At 58.0% G+C, this 26,460-nt stretch carries 27 protein-coding genes; 14 read left to right on the forward strand and 13 right to left on the reverse strand.

The genetic code is table 11. From position 1 onward, the window contains the following. Positions 1–95 precede the first annotated feature (95 nt). The 6 genes from RBB47_RS08215 to phnC form a co-directional block, all read right to left on the reverse strand. Positions 96–1,268: a lytic murein transglycosylase gene (locus RBB47_RS08215; protein ID WP_371932761.1), complete on the reverse strand. Its 1,173-nt coding sequence runs from the start codon at positions 1,266–1,268 to the stop codon at positions 96–98. A 175-nt stretch (positions 1,269–1,443) separates the two neighbouring features. Further along, complete coding sequence (locus RBB47_RS08220; protein ID WP_305985285.1) at positions 1,444–1,968, reverse strand: isochorismatase family cysteine hydrolase; 525 nt, start codon at positions 1,966–1,968, stop codon at positions 1,444–1,446. Positions 1,969–2,042: 74 nt separating this feature from the next. Next, on the reverse strand, positions 2,043–3,380 hold the full coding sequence (phnE, locus tag RBB47_RS08225; protein ID WP_305985286.1) for a phosphonate ABC transporter, permease protein PhnE: 1,338 nt from the start codon (positions 3,378–3,380) through the stop codon (positions 2,043–2,045). Between the two features lie 11 nt (positions 3,381–3,391). Beyond that, positions 3,392–4,240 carry a phosphonate ABC transporter, permease protein PhnE gene (phnE, locus tag RBB47_RS08230; protein WP_305985287.1) on the reverse strand — a complete coding sequence of 283 codons (849 nt, stop codon included), beginning with the start codon at positions 4,238–4,240 and terminating at the stop codon, positions 3,392–3,394. 169 nt (positions 4,241–4,409) lie between these two features. After that, positions 4,410–5,321 (reverse strand): phosphonate ABC transporter substrate-binding protein, encoded by a 912-nt coding sequence (gene phnD / locus RBB47_RS08235; RefSeq protein WP_305985288.1) that lies wholly within the window; start codon positions 5,319–5,321, stop codon positions 4,410–4,412. Between the two features lie 55 nt (positions 5,322–5,376). Then, positions 5,377–6,210, reverse strand: coding sequence for a phosphonate ABC transporter ATP-binding protein (gene phnC, locus RBB47_RS08240; RefSeq protein ID WP_305985289.1), 834 nt, complete (start codon positions 6,208–6,210; stop codon positions 5,377–5,379). A 394-nt stretch (positions 6,211–6,604) separates the two neighbouring features. Between phnC and RBB47_RS08245 the strand changes: the two genes are divergently transcribed. From RBB47_RS08245 to RBB47_RS08270, 6 genes are all read left to right on the forward strand, one after another. Further along, on the forward strand, positions 6,605–7,231 hold the full coding sequence (locus RBB47_RS08245) for a DapH/DapD/GlmU-related protein (RefSeq protein WP_305985290.1): 627 nt from the start codon (positions 6,605–6,607) through the stop codon (positions 7,229–7,231). 83 nt (positions 7,232–7,314) lie between these two features. After that, a complete protein-coding gene (locus tag RBB47_RS08250) occupies positions 7,315–7,752 on the forward strand; it encodes a GFA family protein (RefSeq protein ID WP_305985291.1) in 438 nt (145 codons plus the stop codon). Further along, positions 7,749–8,159, forward strand: a complete 411-nt coding sequence (locus RBB47_RS08255) for a VOC family protein (RefSeq protein WP_305985292.1) — start codon at positions 7,749–7,751, stop codon at positions 8,157–8,159. The genes RBB47_RS08250 and RBB47_RS08255 overlap by 4 nt, the downstream gene beginning before the upstream one ends. A 211-nt stretch (positions 8,160–8,370) precedes the next feature. Next, complete coding sequence (locus RBB47_RS08260) at positions 8,371–8,943, forward strand: helix-turn-helix domain-containing protein (RefSeq protein WP_305985293.1); 573 nt, start codon at positions 8,371–8,373, stop codon at positions 8,941–8,943. Between the two features lie 49 nt (positions 8,944–8,992). Next, positions 8,993–9,604: an HD family hydrolase gene (locus RBB47_RS08265; protein WP_305985294.1), complete on the forward strand. Its 612-nt coding sequence runs from the start codon at positions 8,993–8,995 to the stop codon at positions 9,602–9,604. A 116-nt stretch (positions 9,605–9,720) separates the two neighbouring features. Further along, positions 9,721–10,086, forward strand: a complete 366-nt coding sequence (locus tag RBB47_RS08270) for an STAS/SEC14 domain-containing protein (protein ID WP_305985295.1) — start codon at positions 9,721–9,723, stop codon at positions 10,084–10,086. A gap of 81 nt (positions 10,087–10,167) precedes the next feature. On the opposite strand, the gene RBB47_RS08275 is transcribed toward RBB47_RS08270, so the two are convergent. The 3 genes from RBB47_RS08275 to RBB47_RS08285 all read right to left on the reverse strand — a co-directional run bounded on the left by RBB47_RS08275 (position 10,168) and on the right by RBB47_RS08285 (position 13,702). Beyond that, complete coding sequence (locus RBB47_RS08275; RefSeq protein ID WP_305985296.1) at positions 10,168–11,286, reverse strand: hypothetical protein; 1,119 nt, start codon at positions 11,284–11,286, stop codon at positions 10,168–10,170. A gap of 145 nt (positions 11,287–11,431) precedes the next feature. After that, the gene (locus RBB47_RS08280) at positions 11,432–12,220 is read right to left on the reverse strand and encodes a class II glutamine amidotransferase (RefSeq protein ID WP_305985297.1); all 789 of its coding nucleotides are present in this window, start codon (positions 12,218–12,220) and stop codon (positions 11,432–11,434) included. Between the two features lie 15 nt (positions 12,221–12,235). Next, on the reverse strand, positions 12,236–13,702 hold the full coding sequence (locus RBB47_RS08285) for an aminotransferase class V-fold PLP-dependent enzyme (RefSeq protein WP_305985298.1): 1,467 nt from the start codon (positions 13,700–13,702) through the stop codon (positions 12,236–12,238). Positions 13,703–13,806: 104 nt separating this feature from the next. Here RBB47_RS08285 and RBB47_RS08290 point away from each other — a divergent pair, with 104 nt between their 5' ends. Continuing rightward, positions 13,807–14,268 (forward strand): Lrp/AsnC family transcriptional regulator, encoded by a 462-nt coding sequence (locus tag RBB47_RS08290; RefSeq protein ID WP_305985299.1) that lies wholly within the window; start codon positions 13,807–13,809, stop codon positions 14,266–14,268. A 34-nt stretch (positions 14,269–14,302) separates the two neighbouring features. Here RBB47_RS08290 and RBB47_RS08295 read toward each other — a convergent pair whose 3' ends face one another. Then, positions 14,303–17,017 (reverse strand): SH3 domain-containing protein, encoded by a 2,715-nt coding sequence (locus RBB47_RS08295; RefSeq protein WP_305985300.1) that lies wholly within the window; start codon positions 17,015–17,017, stop codon positions 14,303–14,305. 220 nt (positions 17,018–17,237) lie between these two features. Here RBB47_RS08295 and RBB47_RS08300 point away from each other — a divergent pair, with 220 nt between their 5' ends. Next, positions 17,238–17,669, forward strand: coding sequence for a hypothetical protein (locus RBB47_RS08300; RefSeq protein ID WP_305985301.1), 432 nt, complete (start codon positions 17,238–17,240; stop codon positions 17,667–17,669). A gap of 72 nt (positions 17,670–17,741) precedes the next feature. On the opposite strand, the gene RBB47_RS08305 is transcribed toward RBB47_RS08300, so the two are convergent. Further along, complete coding sequence (locus tag RBB47_RS08305; RefSeq protein ID WP_305985302.1) at positions 17,742–18,866, reverse strand: Gfo/Idh/MocA family protein; 1,125 nt, start codon at positions 18,864–18,866, stop codon at positions 17,742–17,744. A 37-nt stretch (positions 18,867–18,903) separates the two neighbouring features. Beyond that, positions 18,904–19,614, reverse strand: a complete 711-nt coding sequence (locus RBB47_RS08310; RefSeq protein WP_305985303.1) for a GntR family transcriptional regulator — start codon at positions 19,612–19,614, stop codon at positions 18,904–18,906. A 127-nt stretch (positions 19,615–19,741) separates the two neighbouring features. On the opposite strand from RBB47_RS08310, the gene RBB47_RS08315 reads away from it, so the two are divergent. Genes RBB47_RS08315 through dctP form a run of 6 tightly spaced genes read left to right on the forward strand, consistent with a single transcriptional unit; the run spans position 19,742 to position 25,535 of the window. Continuing rightward, positions 19,742–20,896, forward strand: coding sequence for an LLM class flavin-dependent oxidoreductase (locus tag RBB47_RS08315; protein WP_305985304.1), 1,155 nt, complete (start codon positions 19,742–19,744; stop codon positions 20,894–20,896). Continuing rightward, positions 20,896–21,786 (forward strand): aldo/keto reductase family oxidoreductase, encoded by an 891-nt coding sequence (locus RBB47_RS08320; protein WP_305985305.1) that lies wholly within the window; start codon positions 20,896–20,898, stop codon positions 21,784–21,786. Before RBB47_RS08315 ends, RBB47_RS08320 begins: the two co-directional genes overlap by 1 nt. Next, a complete protein-coding gene (locus tag RBB47_RS08325) occupies positions 21,786–22,301 on the forward strand; it encodes a flavin reductase family protein (protein WP_305985306.1) in 516 nt (171 codons plus the stop codon). The genes RBB47_RS08320 and RBB47_RS08325 overlap by 1 nt, the downstream gene beginning before the upstream one ends. A 58-nt stretch (positions 22,302–22,359) precedes the next feature. Further along, entirely contained in the window at positions 22,360–22,950 is a 591-nt protein-coding gene (locus tag RBB47_RS08330; protein WP_305985307.1) for a TRAP transporter small permease, read from the forward strand. Further along, positions 22,950–24,443 (forward strand): TRAP transporter large permease, encoded by a 1,494-nt coding sequence (locus RBB47_RS08335; RefSeq protein ID WP_305985308.1) that lies wholly within the window; start codon positions 22,950–22,952, stop codon positions 24,441–24,443. The genes RBB47_RS08330 and RBB47_RS08335 overlap by 1 nt, the downstream gene beginning before the upstream one ends. Positions 24,444–24,470: 27 nt before the next feature. Continuing rightward, positions 24,471–25,535: a TRAP transporter substrate-binding protein DctP gene (gene dctP / locus RBB47_RS08340; RefSeq protein ID WP_305985309.1), complete on the forward strand. Its 1,065-nt coding sequence runs from the start codon at positions 24,471–24,473 to the stop codon at positions 25,533–25,535. 46 nt (positions 25,536–25,581) lie between these two features. Here dctP and RBB47_RS08345 read toward each other — a convergent pair whose 3' ends face one another. Then, positions 25,582–26,409, reverse strand: a complete 828-nt coding sequence (locus RBB47_RS08345; protein ID WP_305985310.1) for a helix-turn-helix domain-containing protein — start codon at positions 26,407–26,409, stop codon at positions 25,582–25,584. Positions 26,410–26,460 lie beyond the last annotated feature (51 nt).

Below are 26,460 nucleotides of genomic sequence, written 5' to 3' on the forward strand. Positions count from 1 at the left end.
TCGCTTTTCGCAGTGCAACAAAACAATGCTGCGTGACAAAGAATTTCACTGGATTGCTCACAAAACCGGCTTGCGGCAACAAGCCGCGAGGCCGCTCATTTGCCTCCGAGCGCGTTGTAGACGTTCCAGGAAGGTCTGCCTGTCACCGGCATGCCATATTTGGCTTCCGCCTTGCGGATGCCGGCACGTGTGGCCGGTCCAACCTTGCCGTCTGCCTCGCCAACATCAAAGCCGTTTTTGTTGAGCAGTTTCTGCAATTCCAGGCGCTGTGCGCGGGACAGGCCCGGGTTGCTGGTCGGCCATGGGGTCACGAAAGGCTCGCCGCCGGAGACGAGCTCCGACAACAACGCGATCGCAAGGCCGTATGACGTTGAAGCGTTATAGGATCGCAGCGCGTTGAAGTTCCGGGTCACCAGAAACGCAGGACCGTTTGCACCGGCTGGCCTGATGAGAGCGGCTTCCGTCTTGCCCGAAAGATTGCCTCCGCCGATTTTCTTGAAACCGCGCTGTCCCCAGGTTGACAGGGCTGCACGTTTCTTGAGCCCGGACGGGCCGGAATACCCGGAGGGGACCTTGACTTCGTACCCCCAGGGTCGGCTGTCCCGCCAACCTGCATTTTTCAAGAAGTTGGCGGTCGATGCCAGCGCATCGGGAACCGAATTCACCAAATCCTTGCGCCCGTCGCCGTCAAAATCGACAGCCAGGCTGTTGTAGGTGCTCGGCATGAACTGTGTCTGGCCGAACGCTCCGGCCCAGGACCCCTGAAAATCGCTCACCGGGACGTCGCCGCGGGAGGCAATCTGCAGCGTCTTGATCAGCTCGCCCCGGAAATATTTCTGCCGCCGTTTGCCGGCGCAAACCAGGTTGGCAAGCGCATGAGGCGTATAGAAATCGCCTTTGAATTGCCCGTAGTCGCTTTCAATGCCCCATACGGCCAGAACAACGTGCCGATTGACGCCGTATCGCTTTTCGATAGCCGACAGGGTATTGCGATGTTTCTTGAGGTTTTTATTGCCGTCCTTGATGCGTTCGGCGTCGACAAGGAACGCCATATAGTCCCAGATCTCGGTCTTGTATTCCGGTTGAGATGTGGAAAAACGGATCACCTTTTCATCGAAAGATGCGCCTTTGAGCATTCGTTCGGCGATTTCCGGCCGAACGCCGGACGATATGGCCTGCTGTTTCAGGGATGCAACGCAGCTTTCAATCGCAAGCGCGCCGCCGGTTGGCGCCATCAACCCCATGCTCGAGCCGAGCGTTACCGCCATCAATCGTTTCCAGCCGCTTCGCTGCATCTGCTCCTCCACGAGCGTTGAATCATCTGCCAGATTTGGTGACCATCGCACGACGGAAATGCGGCAAAAAAGGGTTCAGTGCGGACTTAACCACATGGAACGCACGTTTATTCAAGTATTGAGCTGTCCAGCTGGGGGAAAATTCCCTTCAGTTCGAAGCGAAATAACTGGTGCCCGACTGGTCTGCCCAGACGTTGTTCTTTCCGATCAACCTTCGAAGCGCCAACAATCCGGCCGCGTGACTTTCACTGCCCCCTCCGGACGCACAGGCCCATGCAAGGACGACCGGCTTTATGGAGACTTCGAAGAGCGCGGTTGCAGACGTCAGGACGCAGACTTCGGTATCAATTCCACACACATGCACTTCCGATAAGCCGTTCACGTGGATCCACCTGAGCAGGTCGTAGGATACGGCAGAATATTGCGGCTTTTCGAACACAAAAGCGCTTGGCACCGGTTTGAATGCCAATTCGGTTTCCCGCGAGCCCGGTAAAAGGCGCTCCCAGTTCAGAAAGCGCCGATGTGGCGAATTCGGGTTGTTGATGAACCTGGATGCGGCGACATGCCGGTACTCGGCCTGCAGGTCTTGAGCGATCTTCGGGATATGTGTGGTTTCAGGGCCAACAAAACCCTTTTGAACATCGATTATCAGCAATCCGGTGTGGGCCTGCATGGTTCCCTTCTCCTGGAATGCCAGCCGACCACACCAGACCCCACCGCGCAAGCAGCAAGCTCGGAAAAGGCTGCCTACCGGCCTTCGATTAGCTTTCGGCGCAGCCAGCCGGAGGTTTGGTCCATTAGGATCACGACCACAATGGTCAAGATGATGATGTAGCTGGTGTTTTCCCAGTCGCGTGACGTTTTCATGGTCTCCACGAGCATCAGGCCGATGCCCCCTGCCCCCAAGGCGCCGATCACCGTCGCAGACCGGGTATTGGATTCCAGATAGTAAAGCACCTGGGACACGAACACCGGCAGGATCTGCGGGATCACGCCGAAGCGGTAGCGCTGGATCTGGCTGGCTCCGGTCGCCCGAACGCCCTCAACCTGCTTGTTGTCTATGTTTTCCAGCGCTTCGGAAAAGAGCTTGCCGAGAGAACCCGTGTCGGTGAACGCGATTGCAAGTGCACCGGTGAGCGGGCCAAGCCCGAACGCACGAATGAAGATCAGCGACCAGATCAGCATGTCGATGCCGCGCAGAAAATCAAACAGGCGCCGCGTGCCGAAGCGCAGGATCTTGGAAGGCGTGAAGTTGCGCGCAGCCAGGAATGCCAGTGGCAGGCCGAAAAGGGCCGCAGTGATCGTGCCCAGAACGGCCATCATGATCGTCTCGAAAAGGGCAATGAACACCTCGCCATGCTGCCAGTCCGGATTTTCCAGAAAGTCGTGCATGATCAGAGACATATTGGATTGGGTGGGGTCTATGCGCTCGTTGGACAGCGCGATCGCCCAGAGCTGGCTGAAGGACATGCCATAGAGTTCGGAATGGAACGGGAACCAGAAGTTTTCCCAGCCGCCGAAATAGTTGTGGACCTCGATCTTTGTCCGGGTGACCTGCACCCGCCTGTCCAAGGTGGGCCTTGCGTCGAATTTCTTCGGATCGTCCTTGATCCATTCCGGCACCGGCCCGGGCGGCAACTCAGTGTCGACACCGCTGTTGGTGGCCGTAACCTTGATCGTGCCGTAGTCGGGCACCGCGAACTCCATCACCTTGCCGGTAATGGTGATCTCATACCCCTTGCCGAGATCAACGACGGCATCCGTTCCATCCACTTCCACCCACTCGGGCAGGTCTTCTGCATCGTAGGTCGCCCTGCGCTCGCCTTCGATCGCGACTTCCATGATGTCGCGGCGAAGCAGCTTGGTCACGTGGACCTTGTAGGCGACGGAATCGGTGGCAAGGATTGCAGCGCGTTCCGGCTCTGCCTTGGCCAAGAGGTTGGGAACACCGAAGGCAAACCAGGTGTAGGTCAGGTAGGCAAGGATCGCCAGCGGAACCCCTATGGTGACCCAGGCACGCCTGCGGACATTCTGGAAGACGGTTTCCCGGTTGAAAACGGGTTCATTGAGCGTATCGACAGCCATCTCGTTTCTCCTCAATGAGCCCGGCCAGCGCCAACAAGCTTGCCGCGCAGATAAGAAGACACCTGATCGATCAGCATGATGGTGAGGAACAGCAGCACGAAGATCGCCGCGGTTTCATCACCCGCGCCCTTGCCCCAGCCGATCGTACGGCGCAGTTCCTGGCCGATGCCGCCAGCACCGACAAAGCCGAGAATTGCCGAAGCGCGGACGTTGATTTCGAGGCGAAGCAGGAAGTAGCTGAGATAATTCGGCGCGACCTGTGGCATCACCGCGAAACGGATCCTCTGCAGCCAGCTTGCACCGCATGCCGACAGGCCTTCGATCGGTTTTCTGTCAATGTTTTCATTGACTTCGGAAAAGAGTTTGCCGAGAGCACCAGCGGTGTGAAACGCAACGGCAATCATCGCGGGAACCGGGCTTGAACCGAGGACAAAGATTAGGAAGAGCGCAATGATCAGTTCGGGAAACGCCCGCATGATATCCATCATGCGCCGGACAACTGGTATGAGCGGGCCCCAGCTGTCGACATTCCTGGTTGACGCCATCGCCAGAACGACGGCCATCGCTCCACCCAGCAGCGTCGCGACACCGGCAATATTGAGCGTTTCCAGCATCGCTGGAATGTATTGAATGATCAGTCCGAAGAAGGCCGGACCCGCCTCCCACGCCTCAACTACGATTTCGCCGGGATAGTCAAAGAACTTGGAAAGACCTTGAAGGAAACCGCCCGAATTCATGTCATTCGATTTCGAGTATCCCGAAACCAACACGGCAACGACCAGCAGCAGCCCGATGAGCGAGTAAAGCTGGCGGCGTTTGCGAAGGGTCAGGATTTCCTGTTCGAGAGCGGCGACGGCCATATTCGAGAAACCTTCCGTGGAGCAATTCTGGCGTGTCAGCCAAAGTGGGCCGACCGGCTCATTCTCAGGACTTACCGGCTTTGCGCTTCGCCTCTGTCCAGATGACAAGGAGCGACGCACAGACAAACGCGGGCCGAGATAGGCCCGCGTCCAGGGCCAAGTGAACGGATTAGTTTTTCGCTTTACGTGCTTCAATGATGTTCACGTAAGCTTCGTGCGTGATCGGCATGAAGCCCTTCGTTTCGCCGGCAGCGATGTTGTAAGCGCAATCCGGATCGATGGAGTTCATGGACGCGATCAGGCCGGTCATCTTGATCTTGACGTCTTCCGGCAGCTTCTTGGACAGAACGATCGGACCTTCCGGAATGACCGGGGACTGCCAGATCTGACGCAGTTCGGTCATGTCGACGAGACCGGCATCGGACGCCTTGCGCAGTGCGCCGGAGTTGTAACCGTCTTCCCATTCGCCGAGGCCGTCGGCCCAGGTCACGCCTGCATCGATATCACCGTTGGAAACGGCGACAATGGTCTGCTCATGACCACCGGTAAACACCACGTCGCCGAAATATTCGCCGGCTGCCATGGAGTAGCCTTCCTGCGGGATGGCGATGGACGGGATCAGGTAGCCGGACGTGGAGTTCGGGTCACCGAAGCCGAAAACCTTGCCCTTCATGTCTTCCAGCGAGTTGATTTCGCTGTCGTTGCGGGCAAAACCGATGGAGTAGTAACCGTAGCCGCCGTCAACGTTCACCTTGACCAGAACCGGGTCAACAGCTTCCGGGTCGGTGATGTAAACCTTGGCGTAGCCGGACGCGCCGAGCCATGCGAGGTCGAGATTGCCGCCGAGAAGGCCTTCGATCACACCGTTATAGTCAGCCGGAGCAAAGAGCTTGACCGGAACACCGAGCAGCTCAGCGGTCTTTTCTTCCAGGCATTCATAGGCACGCAGGCGGTCAGAGGCGTTTTCACCGCCCAGAATGCCAATGCGGAATTCGGTGATTTCTTCTGCACCGGCGACAGAAGCGTTGAGAGCGATCATGCTGACAGCAGCAAGCGCAGCAACTTTGGAAACGATTTTCATTTGGGACACTCCCCGAAGGTCTGAATCAGATGACGTCTAAAGGTGCGCAGGCGGTTTAGACCGCTGCTGCCGCCGGGGTCATCGCACCGGCGGATTCCTGGAGGCCGGGCTTGCCGGCATCAATTGCTGTGGAGGTGGCTGCTTCGTTGAAGCTTTCGTCCGCACCGTAAATCTCGCGCGCAGCGCTGGTGGTGAGCTCTTCCGGTTTTCCGTCGAAAACGATGAAACCATCCCGCATGCCGATCACCCGGTCACAATAACTGCGTGCGGTGTCGAGCGTGTGGAGGTTGCAGATGACCACCTTGTTGTCGCGTTCGTGGATTTCGCGCAGCGCGTCCATCACGATCTTGGCGTTCATCGGATCGAGCGAGGCGATCGGCTCGTCCGCCAAAATCATGTGCGGGCTCTGCATGAGTGCCCGTGCAATTGCAACGCGCTGTTGCTGTCCACCCGAGAGTTCCTCAGCGCGTTTGGTCGCTTCCTGGACGATGCCGAGCCGGTCCAGGGCAGCCAGAGCGTCGCTCACGTCGCTAGCGCTGAAAATGTTGAAAAGGCTCTTCAGCGTGCCATGACCGTTCAGGCGGCCCAGCATCACATTTGTGACGACATCGAGACGGGGAACGAGATTGAACTGCTGGAAGACCATCGCGCAGTCGCGCTGCCAGCGGCGCATCATGGCACCGCGCAAACGCAGAATATCCCTGCCCTCAAACAGGATTTCACCCGACGTTGCCGGCGTGAGCCGGTTGATCATCCGAAGGAGTGTTGATTTGCCTGCGCCCGACCGGCCGATAATGCCGACCATCTGCGGTTCATCGATATTAAAACTGACATTATTGACGGCAGTCCGAGACCCGAAGGTCTTGGTTACATTCTGAAAAGCAATCACGCGCCAGCCCTGTCGTGTTGGTTCATTTCGCCCGGCGACAAGGCCACTGCAGGATTACAATCGGATGACAGGATTTTGACTTTAAGGTCAAAGATTTATGTCAGTTCGGTGACAAGGCGATTCAGCGCGCTCCTGTCCCCATGCAGGAACGCGAAAAACCGCCGGAATTTGCAAGGCTTACGACAATAAGACCGGTTTTTGCTTGCCCTGGCTTCATGACGCTGAATTCCAGACTTTCGGGAGACAAAACCCGGTTGTTTTTGTTTTCCCCGCTGTAAAACACTCAAGAAAAATGCTGCTTGCGTCATCGCAACGTCATCAAACCTTCACCAATGCTGTTTCCCGGCTCGCTACAAAGCCATGCCAAATCATGCTGAAGATCCATGGAGACCCGATGTCCGCCCCCACTCAAAAACCATCCCTCACCGAAGCGCCGAATATCCATCCGCAAGCAAATGTTCTGAGCTGCGAGCTGGGTGTGTGGACGGAGGTCGGAGCGCGGACCGACATGCGTGAAAGCCGGATGGACGACTATTCCTACATCGTGCAGGAATGCGACGTTGTCTGGTCAACCATTGGCAAGTTCTGTTCGATCGCGCGGCGTGTTCGCCTCAATCCGGGAAACCATGCGACCTGGCGGGCTTCCCAGCATCACTTCACCTATCGCGCGGCTGCCTATGATCTCGGAGAGGACGACCAGGACTTCTTCCAATGGCGCAAGGACGACTGGGTGACGCTCGGGCACGATGTGTGGATCGGTCACAACGTGACGGTGCTGGCAGGTGTCACGATCGGAACGGGCGCAATCGTTGCCGCCGGTGCGGTCGTTTCAAAGGATGTTGCCCCTTACACGGTTGTCGGAGGTGTTGCCGCCAAGCCAATCAAACGCCGCTTCAGCGAAAACCAGGCAGACGCACTCATGGAAATTGCCTGGTGGGACTGGAGCCACGCAGAGCTGAAAGAGCGCCTGCCTGACTTTCGCAACCTGTCGATCGACGCGTTTATTGAAAAATATCGATAGGTGTCTTCGAGAAGACCCCTATTGAACATTTGCACTCCTGGATGCTTTGGTTGTTCCGTGTGAACGAAATTGGACCCGGGACCATGGTGAAACGAGTTGCCACATGCAGATGCGGACAGTTGCGCGCCGTTTGCGAAGGTGAGCCGGTGCGCATCTCCGCCTGCCACTGTCTGGAATGCCAGAAAAGAACCGGTTCCGTTTTCGCCGTCCAGGCCCGCTGGCCGGACGAGCAGGTCACCCTCTCCGGCAAGTTTTCGGAATGGAAAAGAGACTGTGACAGCGGCCATGTGGCGACCTACAGGTTTTGCCCGAACTGCGGGTCGACGCTTGCCTTTGTCATCGAGGGCTGGCCCGGCGTCACCGCCATCCCGGTCGGCGCCTTTGCGGACCCGGAGTTTCCAAGTCCGCGTTTTTCCGTCTATGAACACCGCAAGCATGCGTGGGTCACTGTTCCGGGCGACGAGGTCGAGCATTCATCAGACCCCTCGATTGCCTTCACCCAAGGAGAACTCAGGAAATGAAGGATGACGTGCGGCCGGCCGCCAACGGCGCAGACGTTCCAGCGGCACTCGGTCTCAACCGCATCATCATCTACGTGCGCGACGTGGACATCAGCGCATCCTTCTACGCGTTTGTCTTCGGCTTCAAAGTGCTGAACGTTCCGACGGACCGTTTGACAGAGCTTGTGTCGGAAAACGGCGGGGCGACACTCTTGCTGCACAAGGCGGGAAAGGCACAAAAGCTTGGTCAGGTCGCCGTCAAGCTGGTCTTCGATGTTGAGAACGTACGCGCCTTTTCCAAGGCAGCTGCCGCAAAGGGCCTCAAGTTCGGAACCGTTCACAAGGCGGACGGCTATGAATTTGCAAATGCCAAGGATCCGGACGGCAATTCCATCCAGATCTCCAGCCGGGCCTTCAAGGCATCCTGATCCGCCCTCACCTTCTTTGCTACGTCATCCGAATCTGAAATTCGTCGCCTTGTACGGCTCCCTCCGAACCACCTTCGAAGCCAAATGAGTGACTGGCAAGTTTATGTTTCTAGGGTGATTTTCGAGTTTGACGAACGCTCCGGCGAGCGCCGCAGCAATGTGGCGTATTTCACATTCGTCACACCAGCCGTTTTGTGGCTACACTCACTCCATGACGATCGAAACGGCAGTTCTTCAATCCAGCCTTGGTCCTTCCCTGCGGCGCTGGCGCATTCTCAACCGGGTCAAGCAGCAAGCGCTTGCCGAAGACCTCGGTGTGTCGCAAAGCAGGATTTCCCGCTGGGAGAGCGGGCACTCTGAACCGGACGCGTTCGCACGCCGGAAGATCACGCAGCTGTTGCGTGCACGGCCGGAGACCGCGTCGGACCGGGCCCTGCTTGATCTTGTGACCGGAGCTTCCAACCCGGTGCATCTGGTCTGTGACCTCACGCACCGGCTCCTTGCAGCCTCGCCCATGCGAACCCGGTTTTGGCATGTTCCCGTTTCGGATCTGATGGACAGGCCCCTGTGGCGGTTTGCGTCCGAGAGCATACGAAGTGTCGAGCACGAGCTTGGCGACAGAGGCTGGTATGAACCGCTCGGCCCTGACATCCTTTATCGGACCGAACGTGCGGATTTTGCCGAGTTGACCATCCCCGAAAGCCAGATCCGGATATCGCGCCTCGCGCTTTCCGACGGCCGCTTTGCGCGGCTGGTCAGGGACGAACCGACAAAGCTTGCATAAATTATTCGACCCGTCGCATGGACGGATTTTGCCCGCTATCATCGGACCCATGTCGCAGTCCGATTCAATTCCAGCCATACCCGCGCACCGACTGGCCGGCATTCTGAAGTTCCTTCAGGCGGCCGAAAAGCTGAAAGATACCTTGCGATCAGGGTCATCACGCCAGGGCCGGCCCGAAAGCACCGCAGAACACAGCTGGCGTCTCGCCCTGATGGTTCTTCTGTTCGAAAAGAACCTGGACGGTGTCGACTTTCTGAAACTCCTCAAGCTCTGCCTGATCCACGACCTCGGCGAAGCGATTTCCGGCGATGTTCCAGCGCCTTTGCAACAGGAGGGCGACGACCGTGAGGCACGCGAACGCAGGGATTTTCAGACTCTTTGCGAAGATCTGCCGGCCGATCTGGCCACTGAGCTGCTCGCACTGTGGGACGAGTATGCCGGCGCAGCGACGGCCGAAGCGCGTCTTGCCAAGGCATTCGACAAGCTGGAAACAATCCTGCAGCATCAACTCATGCCGCCGCAAAGCGCGGAGTTTCACGCGTTTAACCTCGGCTACGGACGCAACCGTACGGATGCGTTTGAACTCACCCGCCAGATCCGCGACATCGTCGACGGCAACACGCACGACATCATCGCAAAGACGCAGGATCGTGCCGATTGAACATCATTGCGAACGCTTCGAGCCGCGAACGCCGCCGCATCTGCCGGACGCCTTGATCGCCTTTGGTAAGGTAAACTAGGCTGCAGGTCAGATCGCTCATTTCGGAGGAAACGACAATGTACTCCATCCTGCCTCGCAGCAACGGTCCGGTTCTTGGTGTCGAGGTGTCCGGCAAGATCGATATCGAAGAAGAAAAGTCGCTGATTGCCAAGGCCGATGAGCTGATCGAAACCTTCGACAAGATCGATGTCCTGGTTGTTCTCGGCGATCACGTCGGGATCTCGTTCGAAGCGGCCGTTTCAGACATCAAATGGGTGCTGACCCATATGCCGCATATTCGAAAAGTCGGGATCGTGGCGGACGGCAAGTTGCTCGCCGCGCTCATCACGGTCGACGCGACTTTCGCCAAGATGGCCGGCATTGAGGAAAAGCACTTCGACCGGGACGAAATCGAAATTGCCTGGCACTGGATCGAAAGCTGACACGCCTTCTGACAGGAAAACGAGCCGCTGCAGCTTGAGAGCAAAGGGGCCGGTCACACCAGGTGCGACCGGCCCTTCCCGTCAGGAGAGCCCCGACTTTCTTTTCCGCAGAACCATCGTGAGGATACGCTTGCGATCGACATGACGCCTGTAAGGCCCGGCAAGGACATCCTGACGGATCGCATCTTCAAGCCGCGAGAAAAACTCATCCGACAGGCGGTGAGCGTCCCTTGCACTTGCGGCGCACCGGTTGAACAGCTGCGCTTCCAGCGTGTTCTCAAGAACCGCCCGGTCCGCCTCCACCTTGTGGCGGGCATAGAGTTCGGGTTGATCCAGCAGATAGGCTTTCGGATCACTCTCTTCTCTTGAGCGCGAAGTCACTGCAAGGTGGTCAATCTCACAGGCTTCAGCCAAAACCTCGTTCTGCAAAATCGCATCGCGGGCATCTTCTTCAGTCAGGAACCAGATCGGGAACAGAAAGTTCTCAACGTGGTGCTGCTGTAACAAGCCGTCGGACACCATGTCATGCATGACTTCAGTCGACATCGCGATCACCGCGTTTTTAGACGGAATGATCCCGTTCCGTGCAGAAGTGTCCTGCGCTGCGCCCATTGTGGAAACAACCAGACAGCCACCCGGCATCAGCTCCTCCATGCGTTTTGACACGAAGAGCGCAAAGTCGTCCTTTGCCACCTGCCTGAGAGCCTGATATTGCCGAGACGGCAACTCAGAGAACCACAGGGCTTTTGGAGACGGCATGAATACCTGATGCCTCAGCCAGTGCGTTGCATTGAATGCTGTTGCAAGAGCAACGGAGCCACTGCACAGCATCTGATTGTAGAAATTGCCGGCAAGCATCTCGACCTGCGGGCCCCTGTCTTCGTGTATCAGGCCATCCTTGCCCAATACCGTAGCGCGCAGGGATCCCCAGTCGTTGCCGGGCAGGTCCGCAAAACATGCCGAAAGTTGCTTTTTCGGGTTTTCGTTCGACCAGGCGTCCAGCACAGGACGAACGATGTTCAATGAACTCTGTCCCGGGCCACAACCGAAATCGGCCACTTTGGGGGCGTCCGTGTGGTTGAACGTGCGCAAAGCGAGCTCTTCGAGCATCCCGGTGTGCTCGTTTATATCCCTCAACCCGAGCGTTGGCTCCTGGTTGAAGTCGACCTGTTCGCCGGTCGTTGCCGCGAGAATTCTCATCCCGACTATTCTCCGTGTGTCTTATGACAATCTGCCTCTAAGGAGAATTTGGGGATGCTTTGCCAGCGCACAAATTAAGGCTTTGTAATCTTTATTTTACTTGCCGTGAAGACCACCCTGCAGGCGCGATTTCTGCCGGAAATCTTCAGCCTGCGGCAATTTGTTCCTCACTCAGGAACGCGACTTGTTTAACGTCGCCGTCCCGGACCTCGATCATGTGACCGTGCGGGACTTCAACCCAACAATCGCGTGCCTCGTCCAGAGGCTCGGAGACGACCACCACACCATCCTTGAACTGGCGGTAATAGAGCGTGGGCGGCAACTTGTCAGACGCGTAACGGGCCGCGTAGAGCGTTTCGCCGTTGGACCAGGCGGACGCAAACCGCATGTGCGGTGTCGAGCCTGCGTATTTGGACAAGGCTTCGGCTTCATGGACTGCGCGTGCCATTGCCGCGCGCGGATGCAATTTCAGGCCATAGGCCAGCGCGATCAGGAACAGGCATTCGCTGTCCGTTCCCCCCAAACGCTGGCGGTAGAGATCGTCCGGGATCATGTTGTCGAGACGCCGGCGAACCTTGTCGTAGCCACCGACCTGACCGTTGTGCATAAACGACCACTCTTCATGGGTAAACGGATGACAATTGTCCCGTGTCGTTGCCGTGCCGGTGGAAGCCCTGACATGGGCGAGGAAATGGCCGGAACGAATGTTGTGCGCAATCTGCAAAAGATTCGGGTCCGACCACGCAGGCCGTACGTCCTTATAGAGGCAAGGTGTTTTCCGGTCGCCATACCAGGCAACCCCAAAACCGTCCGCATTGACGGAGGTCTTGCACGACAGCGCGTTGCGGCTCTGGTCGATCAGCGAATGTTCCGGATCGCAAATGACCTCTTCAAGATATCTCGGAGCCCCGCTCCAGGCTGCCCAACGGCACATGTTCGACTTGTCTCCTTATGCGGCGTCCTTGACTGCCTTGAACCGCGCGGTTGCCTCGTCACAGGAATAAAGATCCGCAAGGGGATAAGGCGCACGGGCCAAGGCATCCACTGCTTCAATGATCTTATCCGCCTTTTCCGGCGTGAGAAGCACAGAAAAGTTGAGCCGGGTCCAACCGGGCTTTTTCAGTTCCTCGCCAGACAAGATACCTTCGCGAAGCTTTTCCGACTCATCCTGTGCGATCCCGAGCAGCCGGTGTGCGTAGGGTCCTGCACAGGCGCAGCCGCCGCGCGCCTGGATACCGTGAGCATCCGACAACATCCTTGTTACCAGCTGCTGATGGATGTAACCGCCACGTTCAAAATCGCGTATGCGGAAGGAAAAAACAGGCAAGACCCGACGAGCATTGCAATTGCCCAGGAGTTCGATCGCAGGATTGGCCTGCCAGACGGAAAGCGCCCTCTCCCGCCAGGCCGCGTTGCGCTGATCCATCAGCGCCTGGCCGATCGCCTCCTTGACGAGAAAAACAAGCGCTGAGCGTATGTCGCCGACCACATTCGGCGTTCCGGCCTCTTCGCGTGCGGCGATGTCCGGAGTGTAATCGTGCCCCCAGGGCGAGACGAAGCGCACTGTGCCTCCCCCCGGAAAGACGGGTGCGTCCATGCTGACAGCCTTCTTGCGGACGATCATCACGCCGGATGCCGCAGGGCCACCGATAAATTTATGCGGCGAGACAACAACGGCATCCTTCTGCTCCTCTGTCCCGGTGCCCATGTCGATGGGTAGATAGGGACCTGACCCCGCGCAGTCCCAGACACTCAGCGCACCATGCTGCTTGAGAAGGCGGGTAACCGCCCGGTCGTCCGTGACGATGCCGGTCACATTGGACATCGTAGAAAAGGCGCCGACGATCAACCGCTTGCCACCGGCTTGCTGCAACACGGCGCTCAGCTCGTTCATGTCCGGCCCGCCAGACGGATCTTCGCCGATCTCAACAACGTCCGCGCCGCTTTCGCGCCAGGGAAGAATGTCGGAGTGATGCTCGTACGGTCCGAGCACGACTAGCGGCTTTTGTCCCCGCCGCGCCGCATCCGTCACGCCTAGAAGGTGCACAAGCCGGTTCAGCCCAGCCGTTGCGCCCGACCCGCAAAACACCGTTGCGTATGTTTGATCCGCGCCGCAAATGCGCGCAATCTCTGCACGTGCCGCTTCCCGCATCCGTGTCATCGCGCTGCCGCAATAAGACGCTTCGGTGTGACTGTTGGCGTAAACGGGCAGAACTTCCTCGAGAACGAAATCCTCGATCTGTCGAAGAGCCCTGCCGGACGCGACATAATCCGCGTAGATCATCTCGCGATCTCCAAGGGGACCGGCCATGCTCACCCCTTCGCCGATCAAACCGGCTCGCAGGCGGCCAAGCAGATCCGGTCCGCACAGTGACTTCTTGAAATGATCGATTGCGGTACCGGTTTCCTGCACCATTTACCCCTCCAATACGCTTTCCAGCAATCATATGACCATCTGAAATGGGAGATGTTCACCTAATCCGATTGTATTCAGAAATATTTTGTGTCATTTGATCGCTCATGCAGGCAAAACTCGATCAGATTGACAGGTCCCTCCTGCGCGCGCTTCAGCGAGACGCGCGGCTGTCGCAGCGTGAACTGGCCGATATTGTCGGTCTTTCCCAGAATGCATGCTGGCGGCGACTTAAGGCTCTTTATGAAAGCGGACTGATTGAAGGCCATACGATCAGACTGGACCCGGTCCGACTGGGGCTCAATCTCACGGTCTTTGTCATGATCCGCACGCGGCATCATTCCAAGGATTGGCTGGAAACGTTCCGGAGTGAAGTCTCGGCGATCCCGAATGTCATCGACTTTTACAGAATTGCTGGTGACTACGACTACATGCTGAAAGTCGTCGCGGAGGACATGAATGCCTTCGACCGTGTCTACCAGCGGCTGATCGAGAAAGTCGACCTGGACACCGTCACATCCTACATGACGATGGAGGCGATCGCGGATGCCCGCGATCTGCCAATCTAGGTCATTTCCTCACCGCATCCAGTAACCGGCACGATTAACGGCGGCGATGTCCGCCACCTCTGTGCTTCTTGGCGGCACCACTGCTTCTGTTCGGCCGCGCCTGTTGCGGTCTCGCCTGTTGCGGGCGTGAACGATTAACGTTGCGCTTCCGGTTGACTTGCTTGTTGCCTGCCTGGCGTGCCTTGCGGTCTCTGTTGAGGTGCGCAGGTGCCTGTCTGGTCTGCCTGGGCGGGCTGGCCGCCGGTCTTTGAGCAGGTCTTTGCGTGCTCGGCCTTTGGGCGGGCCTTTGCGTCGCTGGTCGATTGACACTGGGCTGCTGCGCAGGCCGCTGGACGTTCGGTCGTTGTCCGGCCGGCAGGTTGGTCGGACGGTTGCCAGCAGGGCGATTCACGTTTGGCCGCTGGACGTTGCCCTGCCCTGCATTCGGCCGGTTTTGTATCCGGTCTCCTGCTGGCCGGTTCGCAATAGCGGCACCTGCTCCCGCACCGATGGCAGCCCCTGCCCCCGCGCCAATCGCGCCTCCATCAAGATTGCCCAGCCTGTCCTGGATATTCTCCCGGGATGGTGCTGCAACGTCACCCCAGCGGCCACCTTCGAATTTTTTCCAGTTCTCGCCGTCGCGGCGATAGACAGATCCGTCCCGTCCGGCGAAAACGTCACCACGGCGGTCGAGGCTCGCCACGCGGCCAAGGTTACCGTCCTGTTTCCACTGTCTCGCGACATTCGCCTGGAGGTCGCGCGTGCGAGACCATTGCGGTCCGGAAACAACAGCCCCGCCCCAGGACCCGTAGATGCCGCGGGCACCACCTGCAACGATGCGGTTGCCGGTGCGCGGATTGTAGGCCGTGATGAAGCCTGCGCTGCCGCGCGGACCACTGATGGCTGCTCCCCGGATATAGCCACCCGTCCGCGGATTGTAGATCCCACCACCGGCAATGCCCCGGCGCGGGCCATAAGCATAGCCATAGCGCCCGTATGTGCCGCGGATCGGGTTGTAGAAGGCACCGATGCCATAGGTCACCGGGCGCGGGAAATAGATCGGACGAATGCCCGGGCGATACCAGGGCCGATAATACCAGCCGGATCCATAGACGAAGACGCCCCAGGCCAGGAAGCCGGTCAGGTAACCCATTGTGTACCCGTACCAGACAGCGTTCGGTTCGGTCTCGTAAACGCGGACGTAGGTGGTGTTGTAGACCGGAGACGACGGCGGGATGGTGTAGATCTCATCCGGAACAGACGTTGCGACGACAAAGGGGCCTTCCGGGCTGTCGCCAACAAACCAGACACCGTCCTGAAGAACGTAGTATTTCGCTCCGACCTGGATGACCTGATCGTTCGTGTTGACCGCATAGGACATTGAGGTCCCTTCGATCGGTTCGAACTCCGGATCGCCGGCATAGGCGATATCGGCACTCACTGATCCGACTTCAACACGTGCGGTCGTGGGAATACTCGCCTTCAGGCGCGCCTGGGCTGCCTCGGAAGTTCCCGGGATCGATGACAGCACGGAGTAATAAGGTGCATCTTCCGGAATGTTCTGGAATTCGGGCGGCAAGCTCGGTGTTGTGAACTCCCACGGACCGTCGAGCGAAGCCGACTTGAACCAGCGGCCGGACACAAGGATGTACCAGGTCGACGTGCTTTTCAGAAAGAACACGTCGCTATCCGTGTTGGACGCCCATTCCAGGTCAGTTGTTCCCACCGGCTCAAGTTTCGGCTCGCCTTCAAAGACGATCATTTCAGCGGGTTTGTCCGAATAAACGACCTTCGGCGGCTTGTTGTCGGCGAATGGCTCTGGCGGGATCGCCTCGCGGGTCTCCGACCAGTTGTCATCGTCCGGCAGGTTCTTGATCAGGTCCGGCAGCTCCGAGACCGGTTGCCAGCCGCTCGAGACGTCCTTGGTGGTGAGCCAGGATTTTTCGTCCCGCAGATAAAACTCTTCGGTGTCGTCGATCTTCAGGATGTCCCAGTTGGTATTGACCACGAAACTCAATCCCTGGTCACCCTTGACCGGTGCCATGATCGGCGCGCCTTCGGTCTGAACGAGGATCGAAGGTTCGGTCTCGATGAAGATCGGTGGTGCTTCTGCGTTCAGACCATCGACGTCTTCCATCCGCTGGTACTCGGCAAGACCGGCAGTAATCCGGTCCTCTTTCACCGTGATTGTCCCGGTCGGCATGATCTTGCCGACCTGCAATGTCAAATCGGTCAGGGAGGACCGGTCCAGCGAGGAAAAGTCCAGCTGGGTCACCTGAATATCACTGACGGCAACCTCGCCATTTTGAGGATCTGCAACCGTTTTCCCGCTGACGCCGATCACCCCGAATACCGGCTGGGCGTCCTTGTCCTTGACGTACTCGGCAGCGACCAACGCCTTAAGCGTCTGGAAGTTGTCCCATTCGGTGAATTGCGGCTGATAAAGGATCAAGGTCGCGCCACCGTCGGTCTGGAACGACCGGGGCCAGCCCGTTGTCTGTTCGGGCTCGGTCAGCTGGAGATACTGGCCGCTTACAAAACCGTTCTGGCCGTTGAACGTAACCGAACACCAGGCCCCTGTGTCGTCGCAGTCCTGCAGTTCGACCTGAGTGCCGTTCGGCACAGTACCGAGCGTTCCGAACCCAGTGCCCGGCCCTTGCCGGAAATTCACGTTTGCGGTTGTGACCGCAGGCGCCGCGAAGGCGCCATTTACGAAAACGGTTTGTAAAATCAGAGCTGAAGACAAAATAACAGAAACAGTCTTGCGCATCTGGCCCTCCCAAAGGCGGAAAATGCATTCATTTGCAAAGTACTGGCACGCTGCACGATGCCAGGACACGAACAGCGGACCCAAAGCCGGAACACGTTCTTGCGCGGTTTTCTTTCCCGGTGCCGTGCGTCACAGGTCTCGAAAAACGAGCGGCGTTAAGGTGTTCTCACTGCACCATGACACAGTTTTTCCAACCTCGTAAGGCTCGGAGATTTTTACAATGACGTATGGGAAACTCTCGATCGGAACCTGCCTGGTCGGCATCTTTCTTGGCCTCGCCGCGACAGTGGGAACGCCTTCGCAAGCGTCTGCAGCAACATTTTTCTGCGAAAGCACCAAATCGAAAAACGGCAACAAAAAGTACTGCAATTTCCTATTGTTCGATTCGAGTTTCAAACGGCACCGGCAGATTGTCGTCGCCCAGGGCGCGCGGCGGAACTTCAACGTCAATGGGCGTTACGATCTCTTTTGCGTGCTCGTACAAGACATCAAGGGTGTGCCGCGCAATATCGCGTATCGCAAGCAGCAATGCCGGAAGACCGACACGGGCATTGAATACAAGGTGCCGATCCGCGATCTCAATATGCGCCGCGGCATCGCCGGTTTCAGCACCAATGCGGCACAGGTTGTCCGGCCGGCTGACCGATGGTGACGAAAAACCGGCGCGACAACGGTCGCGCCGGCAGGTCTGGGCAAAAACGCCCCGGAGGAACTCTCAAAAGGATCAGCAAGCAACCGACGACAGCGCGGACGACGTGAGGGTGACGGCCTGACCCGTGCGCGCGGACTGCTGAGCGGCAAGCCCCATCTCCACAGCGCGTCTACCGTCTTCCAACGAAACCTCAGGCAGATCCATTTCGCCGCGAACGACAGCAAGGAAACGCTCATGCTGATAGTAGGTGGACCCGTTGTGATCACCGGCATCGAGGAGCGCGGGATCGACAGGAACCTCAATGCTTCGCGGCCCCTTTGGATTACGAGGCGAAATCACAAGCTGCGCAACCGGTGGATCGCCCAGCTCTAACGGCCAGAACCGGCCCGGGCCCGGCACAAAGGCTTCGATTTTTCCTTCCGGCCCGATCGCGACGACCTCTTCCTGATACCTCGCGCCTTCGGCGAACATGCAAAGATCCAGCAAAGCACGTGAACCGTTTTCGAAGTCGACGATCACAAAGCCGTTGTCGAGCACGTCAGGCTGCTCGCCGTCATACATTTCGTCCTTGTAGTTGGCATCCTGCCCCGCGGACGCCATGACCCGCACGGGTTCGGATTTCATGATCAGCCGCATCAGATCGAAGAAATGGCAACACTTCTCGACAAAGGTACCGCCCGAATAGCGATTGAAACGGTTCCAAGCGCCGACCTTGTCGAGAAACGGGAACCTGTGCTCACGGATCGTCAGCATCTTGATGCCACCAGTGGTTTGTTCCACCTGGTCGATCAGCGCGGCAATTGCCGGCATGTACCGGTACTCCATGGCCACCCAAATCGGTGCAGGATACGCGGCCTTGAAAGCCTCCAGTTCCGCCGATTCCTTGGGATCGGTGAAGAGAGGTTTTTCAACGAGCAAGGGCAGCGGCCGTTTCTGTCGGATTTCCTGCATCTGCGGCACGTGGCAATGGTTGGGACTGGCAATCAGGATGCAATCCATTTCCTCAACGTCGAGGAGTTCGGACACCGATGCGACCAGTTTCGCCGAGGGTGCGATCTGAGCGGATTTTGCAGCCATTTCCGCGTCCGGCTCAAAAATCGCCGTGACCTCGGTGTCGGGCAAAAGCGCAATGTTATGCAGGTGCTCCTGGCCCATCATTCCGCACCCGATGACACCGTATCTCACCTTTTCAGGCATTTAAGTCTCCTTTTTCGGCAGGTTTCTTGCGACCTGCCTATTTCAATCGCTGTACGTAATGCGCCCTGTCCGTATCAAACCAGGTGCGCGAGTATTCGATCGGCTCTGAGCGATCCGCCCAGCTGAACCGTTCGATAAATCCTGTGAGACTTCCCGGCGCCTTCGAAAACGCTTCGGGCGCCCAGTCCGGCACCTTCCCTATCGTTACGCGATCCTCAGCGCGCAAGATCCAGAAGCCGAGCTGTTTTTGATAAAATCTGTAGAGCGAATCCGAAAGCAGGTCCCGTTTCACAATTCCGCAATCGCCGTCGAGCCAGATTTCCTCAACTGCGATCATGGTATCATTGAGATAGCGCAGGCGACGGATGCGTGTTCCGTCCTTGCTCGTGCCGAATTCCGGCAGGTCCCGCGGCTTTCGCGTGCGCTCGACATTCAGGATATCCGCCCGCGGTAATCCGCCTCCTGTCAGCAGCTCGAGGCGGAACATGGCGTAGATGCTCTCCTGCGTCCCTCCCTGGCGTATGTAATTTCCCGAACCCTGAATTCTTTCAAGTAAGCCTTTATCCGTAAGATCCGCTAAGGCCTTGCGCAGGGTGCCGATGGAAATACCGAGCTCATCGGCCATGTCCCTCTCCGGTGGAAGGCGCTCTCCATCGATCAGTCTGCCCGCGGCGATATCCCTGATCAGAAGCTCACTTATCTGCAGATAAAGAGGCAGTGCATTTGCCGACTGCGACGTGGATTGCATGGCGATTTTGGGCTCGGCTTTTTTAAATTGATACACTATTGATTTACATCAATGCGGATGATAAGCAAGAATAAATCGACGGTAAAGTGAAGCCGTTCGAAAACAAATGAAACCCAGGGAGTTTTGAATGACCGTCGTGCCCGTGACATCGCCGGATCTCGATGCAGCGGAAGTTTCCTGGTTTGCCGCCCTTTGCTCCGACGACTACCAGTTTCTGGGCGTTCCGGAGGGCCACCTGCGCTCTTCCTGGGAGCATTGCTCGAGCATCGTGAAAACCGCCGAAGAGCAGGGTTTTCGCAATATCCTGTGCCCCTCGTCCTATCAGGTGGGTCAGGACACGTTGAGCTTCGTTGCAGGCTGCGCGCCGATCACAGACAAGATCAATCTCCTGGCGGCGGTTCGCTGCGGTGAGATGCAGCCGATCATGCTTGCGCGCACCATCGCAACGCTCGATCACATGCTGAAGGGTCGCCTGACCGTCAACATCATCTCCTCGGACTTCCCGGGCGAACAGGCTGACAGCGGCTACCGCTACCAGCGTTCACGGGAAGTGGTTGAGATCCTGAAGCAGGCCTGGACCCGTGATGAAATCAATCACGAGGGTGCAATCTATAATTTCAGCGGCCTCACCACAGACCCGGCACGGCCTTACCAGACTGGCGGACCTCTTCTTTACTTCGGCGGCTACTCGCCTGCTGCGCTCGAACTGTGCGGGCAGCATTGCGACGTCTACCTGATGTGGCCGGAAAAGATCGAAGAACTGGAAGGCCGCATGAAAGCGGTCAATGCGGTTGCTGAAACCTACGACCGGACGTTGGACTACGGCCTTCGTGTGCACATGATCGTGCGAGACACCGAAAAGGAAGCCCAGGAATACGCTGACTACATTGTCTCCAAGCTGGACGACATGCAGGGAACAGCCATTCGTGAGCGCGCGCTCGACGCGAAGTCGCTTGGTGTCAGCCATCAGGCCAAGAACCGCGAAGTTGCAGACGAGTTCGGCTACATCGAACCAAACCTTTGGACCGGTGTCGGACGGGCGCGTTCTGGATGCGGTGCCGCACTCGTCGGCTCCACCGATCAGGTCATGTCCAAGATCGAGGCCTATCAGAAGATGGGCATCCGGGCGTTCATCTTCTCCGGCTACCCGCACCTGGAAGAAGCCAAGCACTTTGGCACGCGCGTTTTGCCGAACCTGAAGACTTGCTCCCTTCCGCACGCTTATGGCCGCGTTCCGGCCGAAACACCTGCAACACCGCTTGGCAATGGAGTCCGCCGCTAATGGAACGTGTCACTCTTTCCGACACTCTGGAATTTTCCCGTCTGATTTATGGGATGTGGCGCCTCGGCGACGACACCGACACCTCGCCGGCTTATGTGGAGCGGAAAATCCAGTCGTGCCTGGACCAGGGGATCACGACCTTTGATCAGGCCGACATCTATGGTGGCTATACGGCAGAAGCGGTTCTCGGTGGCGCTCTTAAGGCGAACCCGTCCCTTCGCGATCGCATGGAGATCGTTACGAAGTGCGACATCGTTGCGCCCGTCGGCCGTTATTCCGATGTGAAAGTGAAACACTACGACACTTCCCGTGCGCACATTGAAAAGTCGGTCGAGACCTCGCTCAGCGAAATGGCCATTGAGACGATTGACCTTCTGCTGATCCACCGCCCCGATCCATTGATGGATCACTTTGAAACCGGGGCGGCACTCGATGACCTCATCAAGAGCGGCAAAGTCAGGAACGTCGGCGTTTCCAATTTCCGTCCCTGGGACTGGGAGCTTCTGGATTCGGCCATGTCGAACAGGCTCGTGACGAACCAGATCGAAATCTCACTCGCCGAAATCTCACCTTTCACCAATGGAGATCTTGCCTTCCACCAGCGCCTCGGAACCAAGCTGATGGCCTGGTCCCCGCTCGGCGGCGGCTCGCTGATCTCCAAGGGCGGTAAGCTTGGTGAAACCATGGACGAAGTCGCCGGTGCCTTCGGCGTCGACAGATCGGCGGTAGCAGTCGCCTTTCTGCTTGCCCACCCGGCCAAGCTCTTGCCGGTGATGGGAACGAACAATCTCGGGCGCATCGCCACAATTTCGGATGCGCTGAAAGTCAGCCTGGATCGAGAAACCTGGTTCCGGCTCTACGAAGCCGCTCTTGGGCATGAGGTAGCCTGATGACAATGCAAAATGCCAATCATCCCGTCACCTTTGCGCCGCAGACCGACAACACCCGGCTGCTGCGCGATGCATTCGGCCGGTTCGCGACCGGTGTAACCATTGTGACAACCGGGTCCGAAGACGGACCGGTCGGCATTACGGCCAACAGTTTCTCGTCCGTTTCTCTCGACCCGCCGCTGGTTTTGTGGATGCCGGACAAGGGGTCCCGGCGGTTCCGCTATTTCGAGACGGCGGAAAACTATGCCATCCACGTTCTCAGCCACCACCAGGCTGAGGTTTGCAACGGTTTTGCCCGCAATGCACATGCGTTTGACCAGTTGCCGCACAAGATTGACGATAATGGCGTACCATTGATCGAACACTGTCTCGCCCGTTTCGAATGCAAACGTTTTGCGGCCTATGAGGGCGGAGATCACCTGATTGTTCTGGGCCAGGTCATGCAGGCAGAAATGCGTCACGGGGAGGCGCTGACATTTTTTGCAGGCAAGCTTGGGCAAATCGCTCCAAAGTGAGAGCGCAAGGCAGGACGGTAAACGCCCTGCCGACAAGAAGAAGTAGGGAGGAGCCCGGATGGGGGCATTGCTGGCGGTCCTAGCACCGCTCGCTTTCGTCAATTCGCAGTTGCTGCGAATTGGCCGAGCGATAGGCATCATAGCCGTGGCCTTGATGGTCGTCGCGATCCTGATTCAGGTCGTGTTCCGATATGTTTTGAACAACGCGCTGCCCTGGCCTGACGAGGCGGCGCGTTTTTGCATGTTGTGGATGGCCGGCCTGATGGCGCCGACCGCCTTCCGGCGCGGAGGTTTTGTGGCGATCGACATGGTCAGCCATGCCCTGCCCCGCGTCCTTGGCGGCATTTTGTCCCTGTTCCTCTTGCTTGTCTCGCTGGTCGTGCTCGTTGTGGCGGTCCAGATCGGATATGCCGAGGTCACCGGCTTTGGCGGTACTTTCGCCACCGCTTCTCTTTACGTCCCGGGCAACTTCACGCTCACGGAGTGGATCCGCGTCCCGCGCAGCTGGATGATGTATTCGATGTTTCTCGGTGCCGTGCTGCTGACGCTGGTCAACATCGAACTGATCTTGCGCAACCTCATCGCGATCCTGGGCGGACAGGAACGTTTGCCGACTATTCCCGATGCAGACATGGCGGGGGCTGACTGATGCTTATCTGGTTTCTTCCCGTCTTCCTGTTCTTCCTGGTTATTGGCCTGCCGGTCTTTTTCGGGCTTCTCGCCGCCCCCGGCCTGCTGCTCTACCTGAATGGTCAGGAACGCGATATCGTTCTGCTTTACCGTAACGTTTACAACGGTATGGACAGTTTTCCTCTAATGGCGATTCCGTTCTTCATGCTCGCGGGCGAGCTGATGAACAAGGGCGGCATCACCATGCGTCTCGTGGAATTCAGCCAGGCGCTGATGGGCCATCTGCGCGGTGGTCTGGCCCACGTGAACATCCTGTCCTCGATGCTGTTTGCCGGCCTGTCCGGTTCGGCGGTCGCCGACACGTCCGCGCTCGGATCCATGCTGATCCCGGCCATGGAAAAACAGGGCTATACGCGCAGGTTTGCCGCTGCCGTGACGGCCGCCTCCTCGGTCATCGGTCCGATCATTCCACCATCCGGCATCATGATCATCTACGCCTATGTCATGGGCGAGAGCGTCGCCGCGCTGTTCCTTGCAGGTATTGTGCCCGGCGTCATGGTGGGCGTCGGACTTATGCTCATGGTCCGGTTCATGGCCGACAAGTACGATCTGCCGAAGGCGCAGCGGATCGTCAATCCGGGCCAGACGATGAAGCCGGTGGAATACTGGTTCTCCTTCGTCGTGCTCCGGATCAATATTGCGGGCTTGCTCACTGCGATAGCAGTCATGATTGCCAGCGCAGCGGGCTTCGCCGGTTTTTCCGGCACCATGACGCTCATCCTGTTTGCCGTCATGATGGTGCTGTCACACATCTTGCTGATAAACCTCAGAAGCGCGGTTTCGGAAGACTTCCGAGTTGTCTGCAAAAAAGCCGTTGCGCCGCTGCAGACGCCGATCATCATTCTTGGCGGCATCCTGCTTGGCGTGTTCACGCCAACCGAAGCTGCGGCTGTTGCAGTGGCCTATGCGCTGATCATCGGGTTCTTTGTCCTGCATTCCCTGAAACCCAGTGAAATCCCGGGTGTTTTGAACCGTGCCGGGATCACCTCCGCAGTTGTTCTGCTGCTTGTTGGTGCCGCGATGGCCTTCAAGACGGTCGTCAGCCTCAGCTATGCGCCACAGATCATGGCGGACTTCGTTCTGTCCTTGTCTGAAAACCCGCTGATCCTGCTGTTCCTGATCAACCTGCTGCTGTTTATCGTCGGCATGTTCCTGGATGCAGGCCCGGCAATCATCATCCTTGGACCGATCCTGGGACCGATTTTCGCCTCCATGGGCGTCGACCCGATCCACTTTGCCATTATCATGAGCGTCAATCTGACCATTGGTCTGGCAACGCCACCGATGGGGCTTGTTCTGTTTGTCGCGGCGTCGGTTTCAAAGGAACGGGTTGAAACCATTGCCAAAGCGATTCTACCGTTCCTGGCGGTGGAGATAGCGGTGATCTTCCTGGTCACCTACATTCCGGCAATTTCGATGACGATCCCGCGATTGACCGGATTTGCCAATTGATCTTGAGCTTGAAATGGGAGGTACCTGATGCTCAAATCTGCACTGAAATCACTCACTGTCGCGGCGATGCTTGCCGGATCCGCGATGAGTGCCGTTGCCGCCGATTACACCTTGCGCGCGACGGCCAACTCCAACGAAAACGACGAAGACTATGACGGCCTCATTGTCTTCAAGAACTATGTCGAAGCCGCTTCGAACGGCGCGATCGAGGTCGAGCTGTTTATCGGCACGCAGCTGTGCTCAAACGGCTCCGAATGCCTTCAGGGCGTCGCTGACGGGTCTATCGACATCGTTATCCAGACGTCGGGCGGTACCGCTGGCGTGTTCCCGTTCGTTCAGGTTCTCGACCTGCCCTACCTGATGTCTGACGACCGCGTTGCCGAAGCTGTGCTTGCCAACGGCTCTTCCTTCGTCCGCAAGCTGCAGCAGATGACCAAGGACCGGTCCGGTGGTGCTGTGCGCCTCATGACTGTCGGCAACACCGGCGGCTGGCGGAATTTCGCCAACACCCAAAGACGGATCCAGGGCCCAGCCGACATGGACGGCCTGAAAATCCGGACCGTCGTGGCAGACCTGCCGCAGGAACTCGTCAAGGCGCTCGGTGCTTCCCCGACCCCGATCCCGTGGCCGGAACTCTTCACCTCTTTCCAGACCGGTGTTGTTGAAGGCTCCAAGAACGGCATCACCGACATCATGAGCATGAAATTCCCGGAAGCCGGCCTGCAGTACGTGACGCTGGACGGTCACGCCTACATGGGTGCGCTCTGGTTCATGAACAATGAGCGTTTCATGTCCATGCCGGAAGACATGCGCCGCGTGATCCTGGACGGTTTCTACCAGCTCCAGCAGGCAACCTTCGCGTCGCCAAAGCGCAAATCGATCCAGGCTTACGAAGAATTCGTTGCCGGTGGTGGTGATCTTTACGTGCCGACGCCGGAAGAAAAGGCTGCCTTCAAGGAAGCGGCTGCCCCGGTCTATGACTGGTTCAAGGCAAATATCGATGGCGGCGAAGAGATCTTTGAATCCCTGACCGCTGCAGTTGGTGAAGCCGAAGCCCAGATCAACGAAGTCTACGTCGAAGAGTTGAACTGACCCATTGGCCCCGGCGGATGTCAATTCGCCGGGGCTTCTTCCGGTTTCAGGGACCGGTGGACTTGAAATAGCTGCGCGGTGATTGGCCCCGCGCTTTCATGAAAACCCTGAAGAACTGAGAATAACTGCCAAAACCGGCAGCAAGGGCGGCAGAGGTCAAGTCCCTCACCTTTCCCCGTTCCACCAAGTGGTCGACATGGTCCAGTTTCAGTCCGGTTCTAAATTCCTGAAGCGTGCGCCCGACTTCCTTTTTGAAAACCTGGGCAAGCCTGCTTTCACTCAGTCCCGCTTCCCGTGCCAACCGGTGCAGCGGCATGTTCGGATCCGCTTGCAACAGCACCGCAGCCCGGTCCACCGCCGGATGAAGGCGCCGCGACGCCAGGTTGGCAGCGCTCTGCCAATGCACCCATGCCCTGGCAAGCCACCAGCGCAAACCAGCCAAACGCACCGAAGCTTCCCCCGCCTGGGTGACGCCTTGTGCAATCACATCCAGTTCCGTCGCAGCCGAGCGCGTAATCACACGCGGCGGCAAGCCGTCACCCGCATCCGAGATGGCCAAGGGGGGTATTTCCGGCGAGCCTCGCAGATCATCCGGCAAGATCCTCGCGGAGATGAGAAACACCCACATGTCGAAATCGGGTTGGTCGCTCAAAAGGAAGTGCGCCTGTCCCGAAAGGGCCCACAACAAGGTTCCGGCCCGCAACTCGACGAGCGTCCCGTCGACAACGTACTCGGCGCTTCCAGTGAGAGCATGCAAAACGACGAGTTCCGCGTGGCGACCCGGCTCCGCCGCATGGCGGCGCCGGGCCGAGCGTTTCCAACACGTGCCACCCGGAGCATCGATGACCAGAGGATGAGGCGCCAGTTCAATCATATCTGCAATGTATTTGCCCGTTCATGCAAAGATTTCCTTGAATTTTGCGTT

The sequence above is a fragment of the Roseibium sp. MMSF_3544 genome, assembly GCF_030732845.1.
GTDB lineage: Bacteria > Pseudomonadota > Alphaproteobacteria > Rhizobiales > Stappiaceae > Roseibium.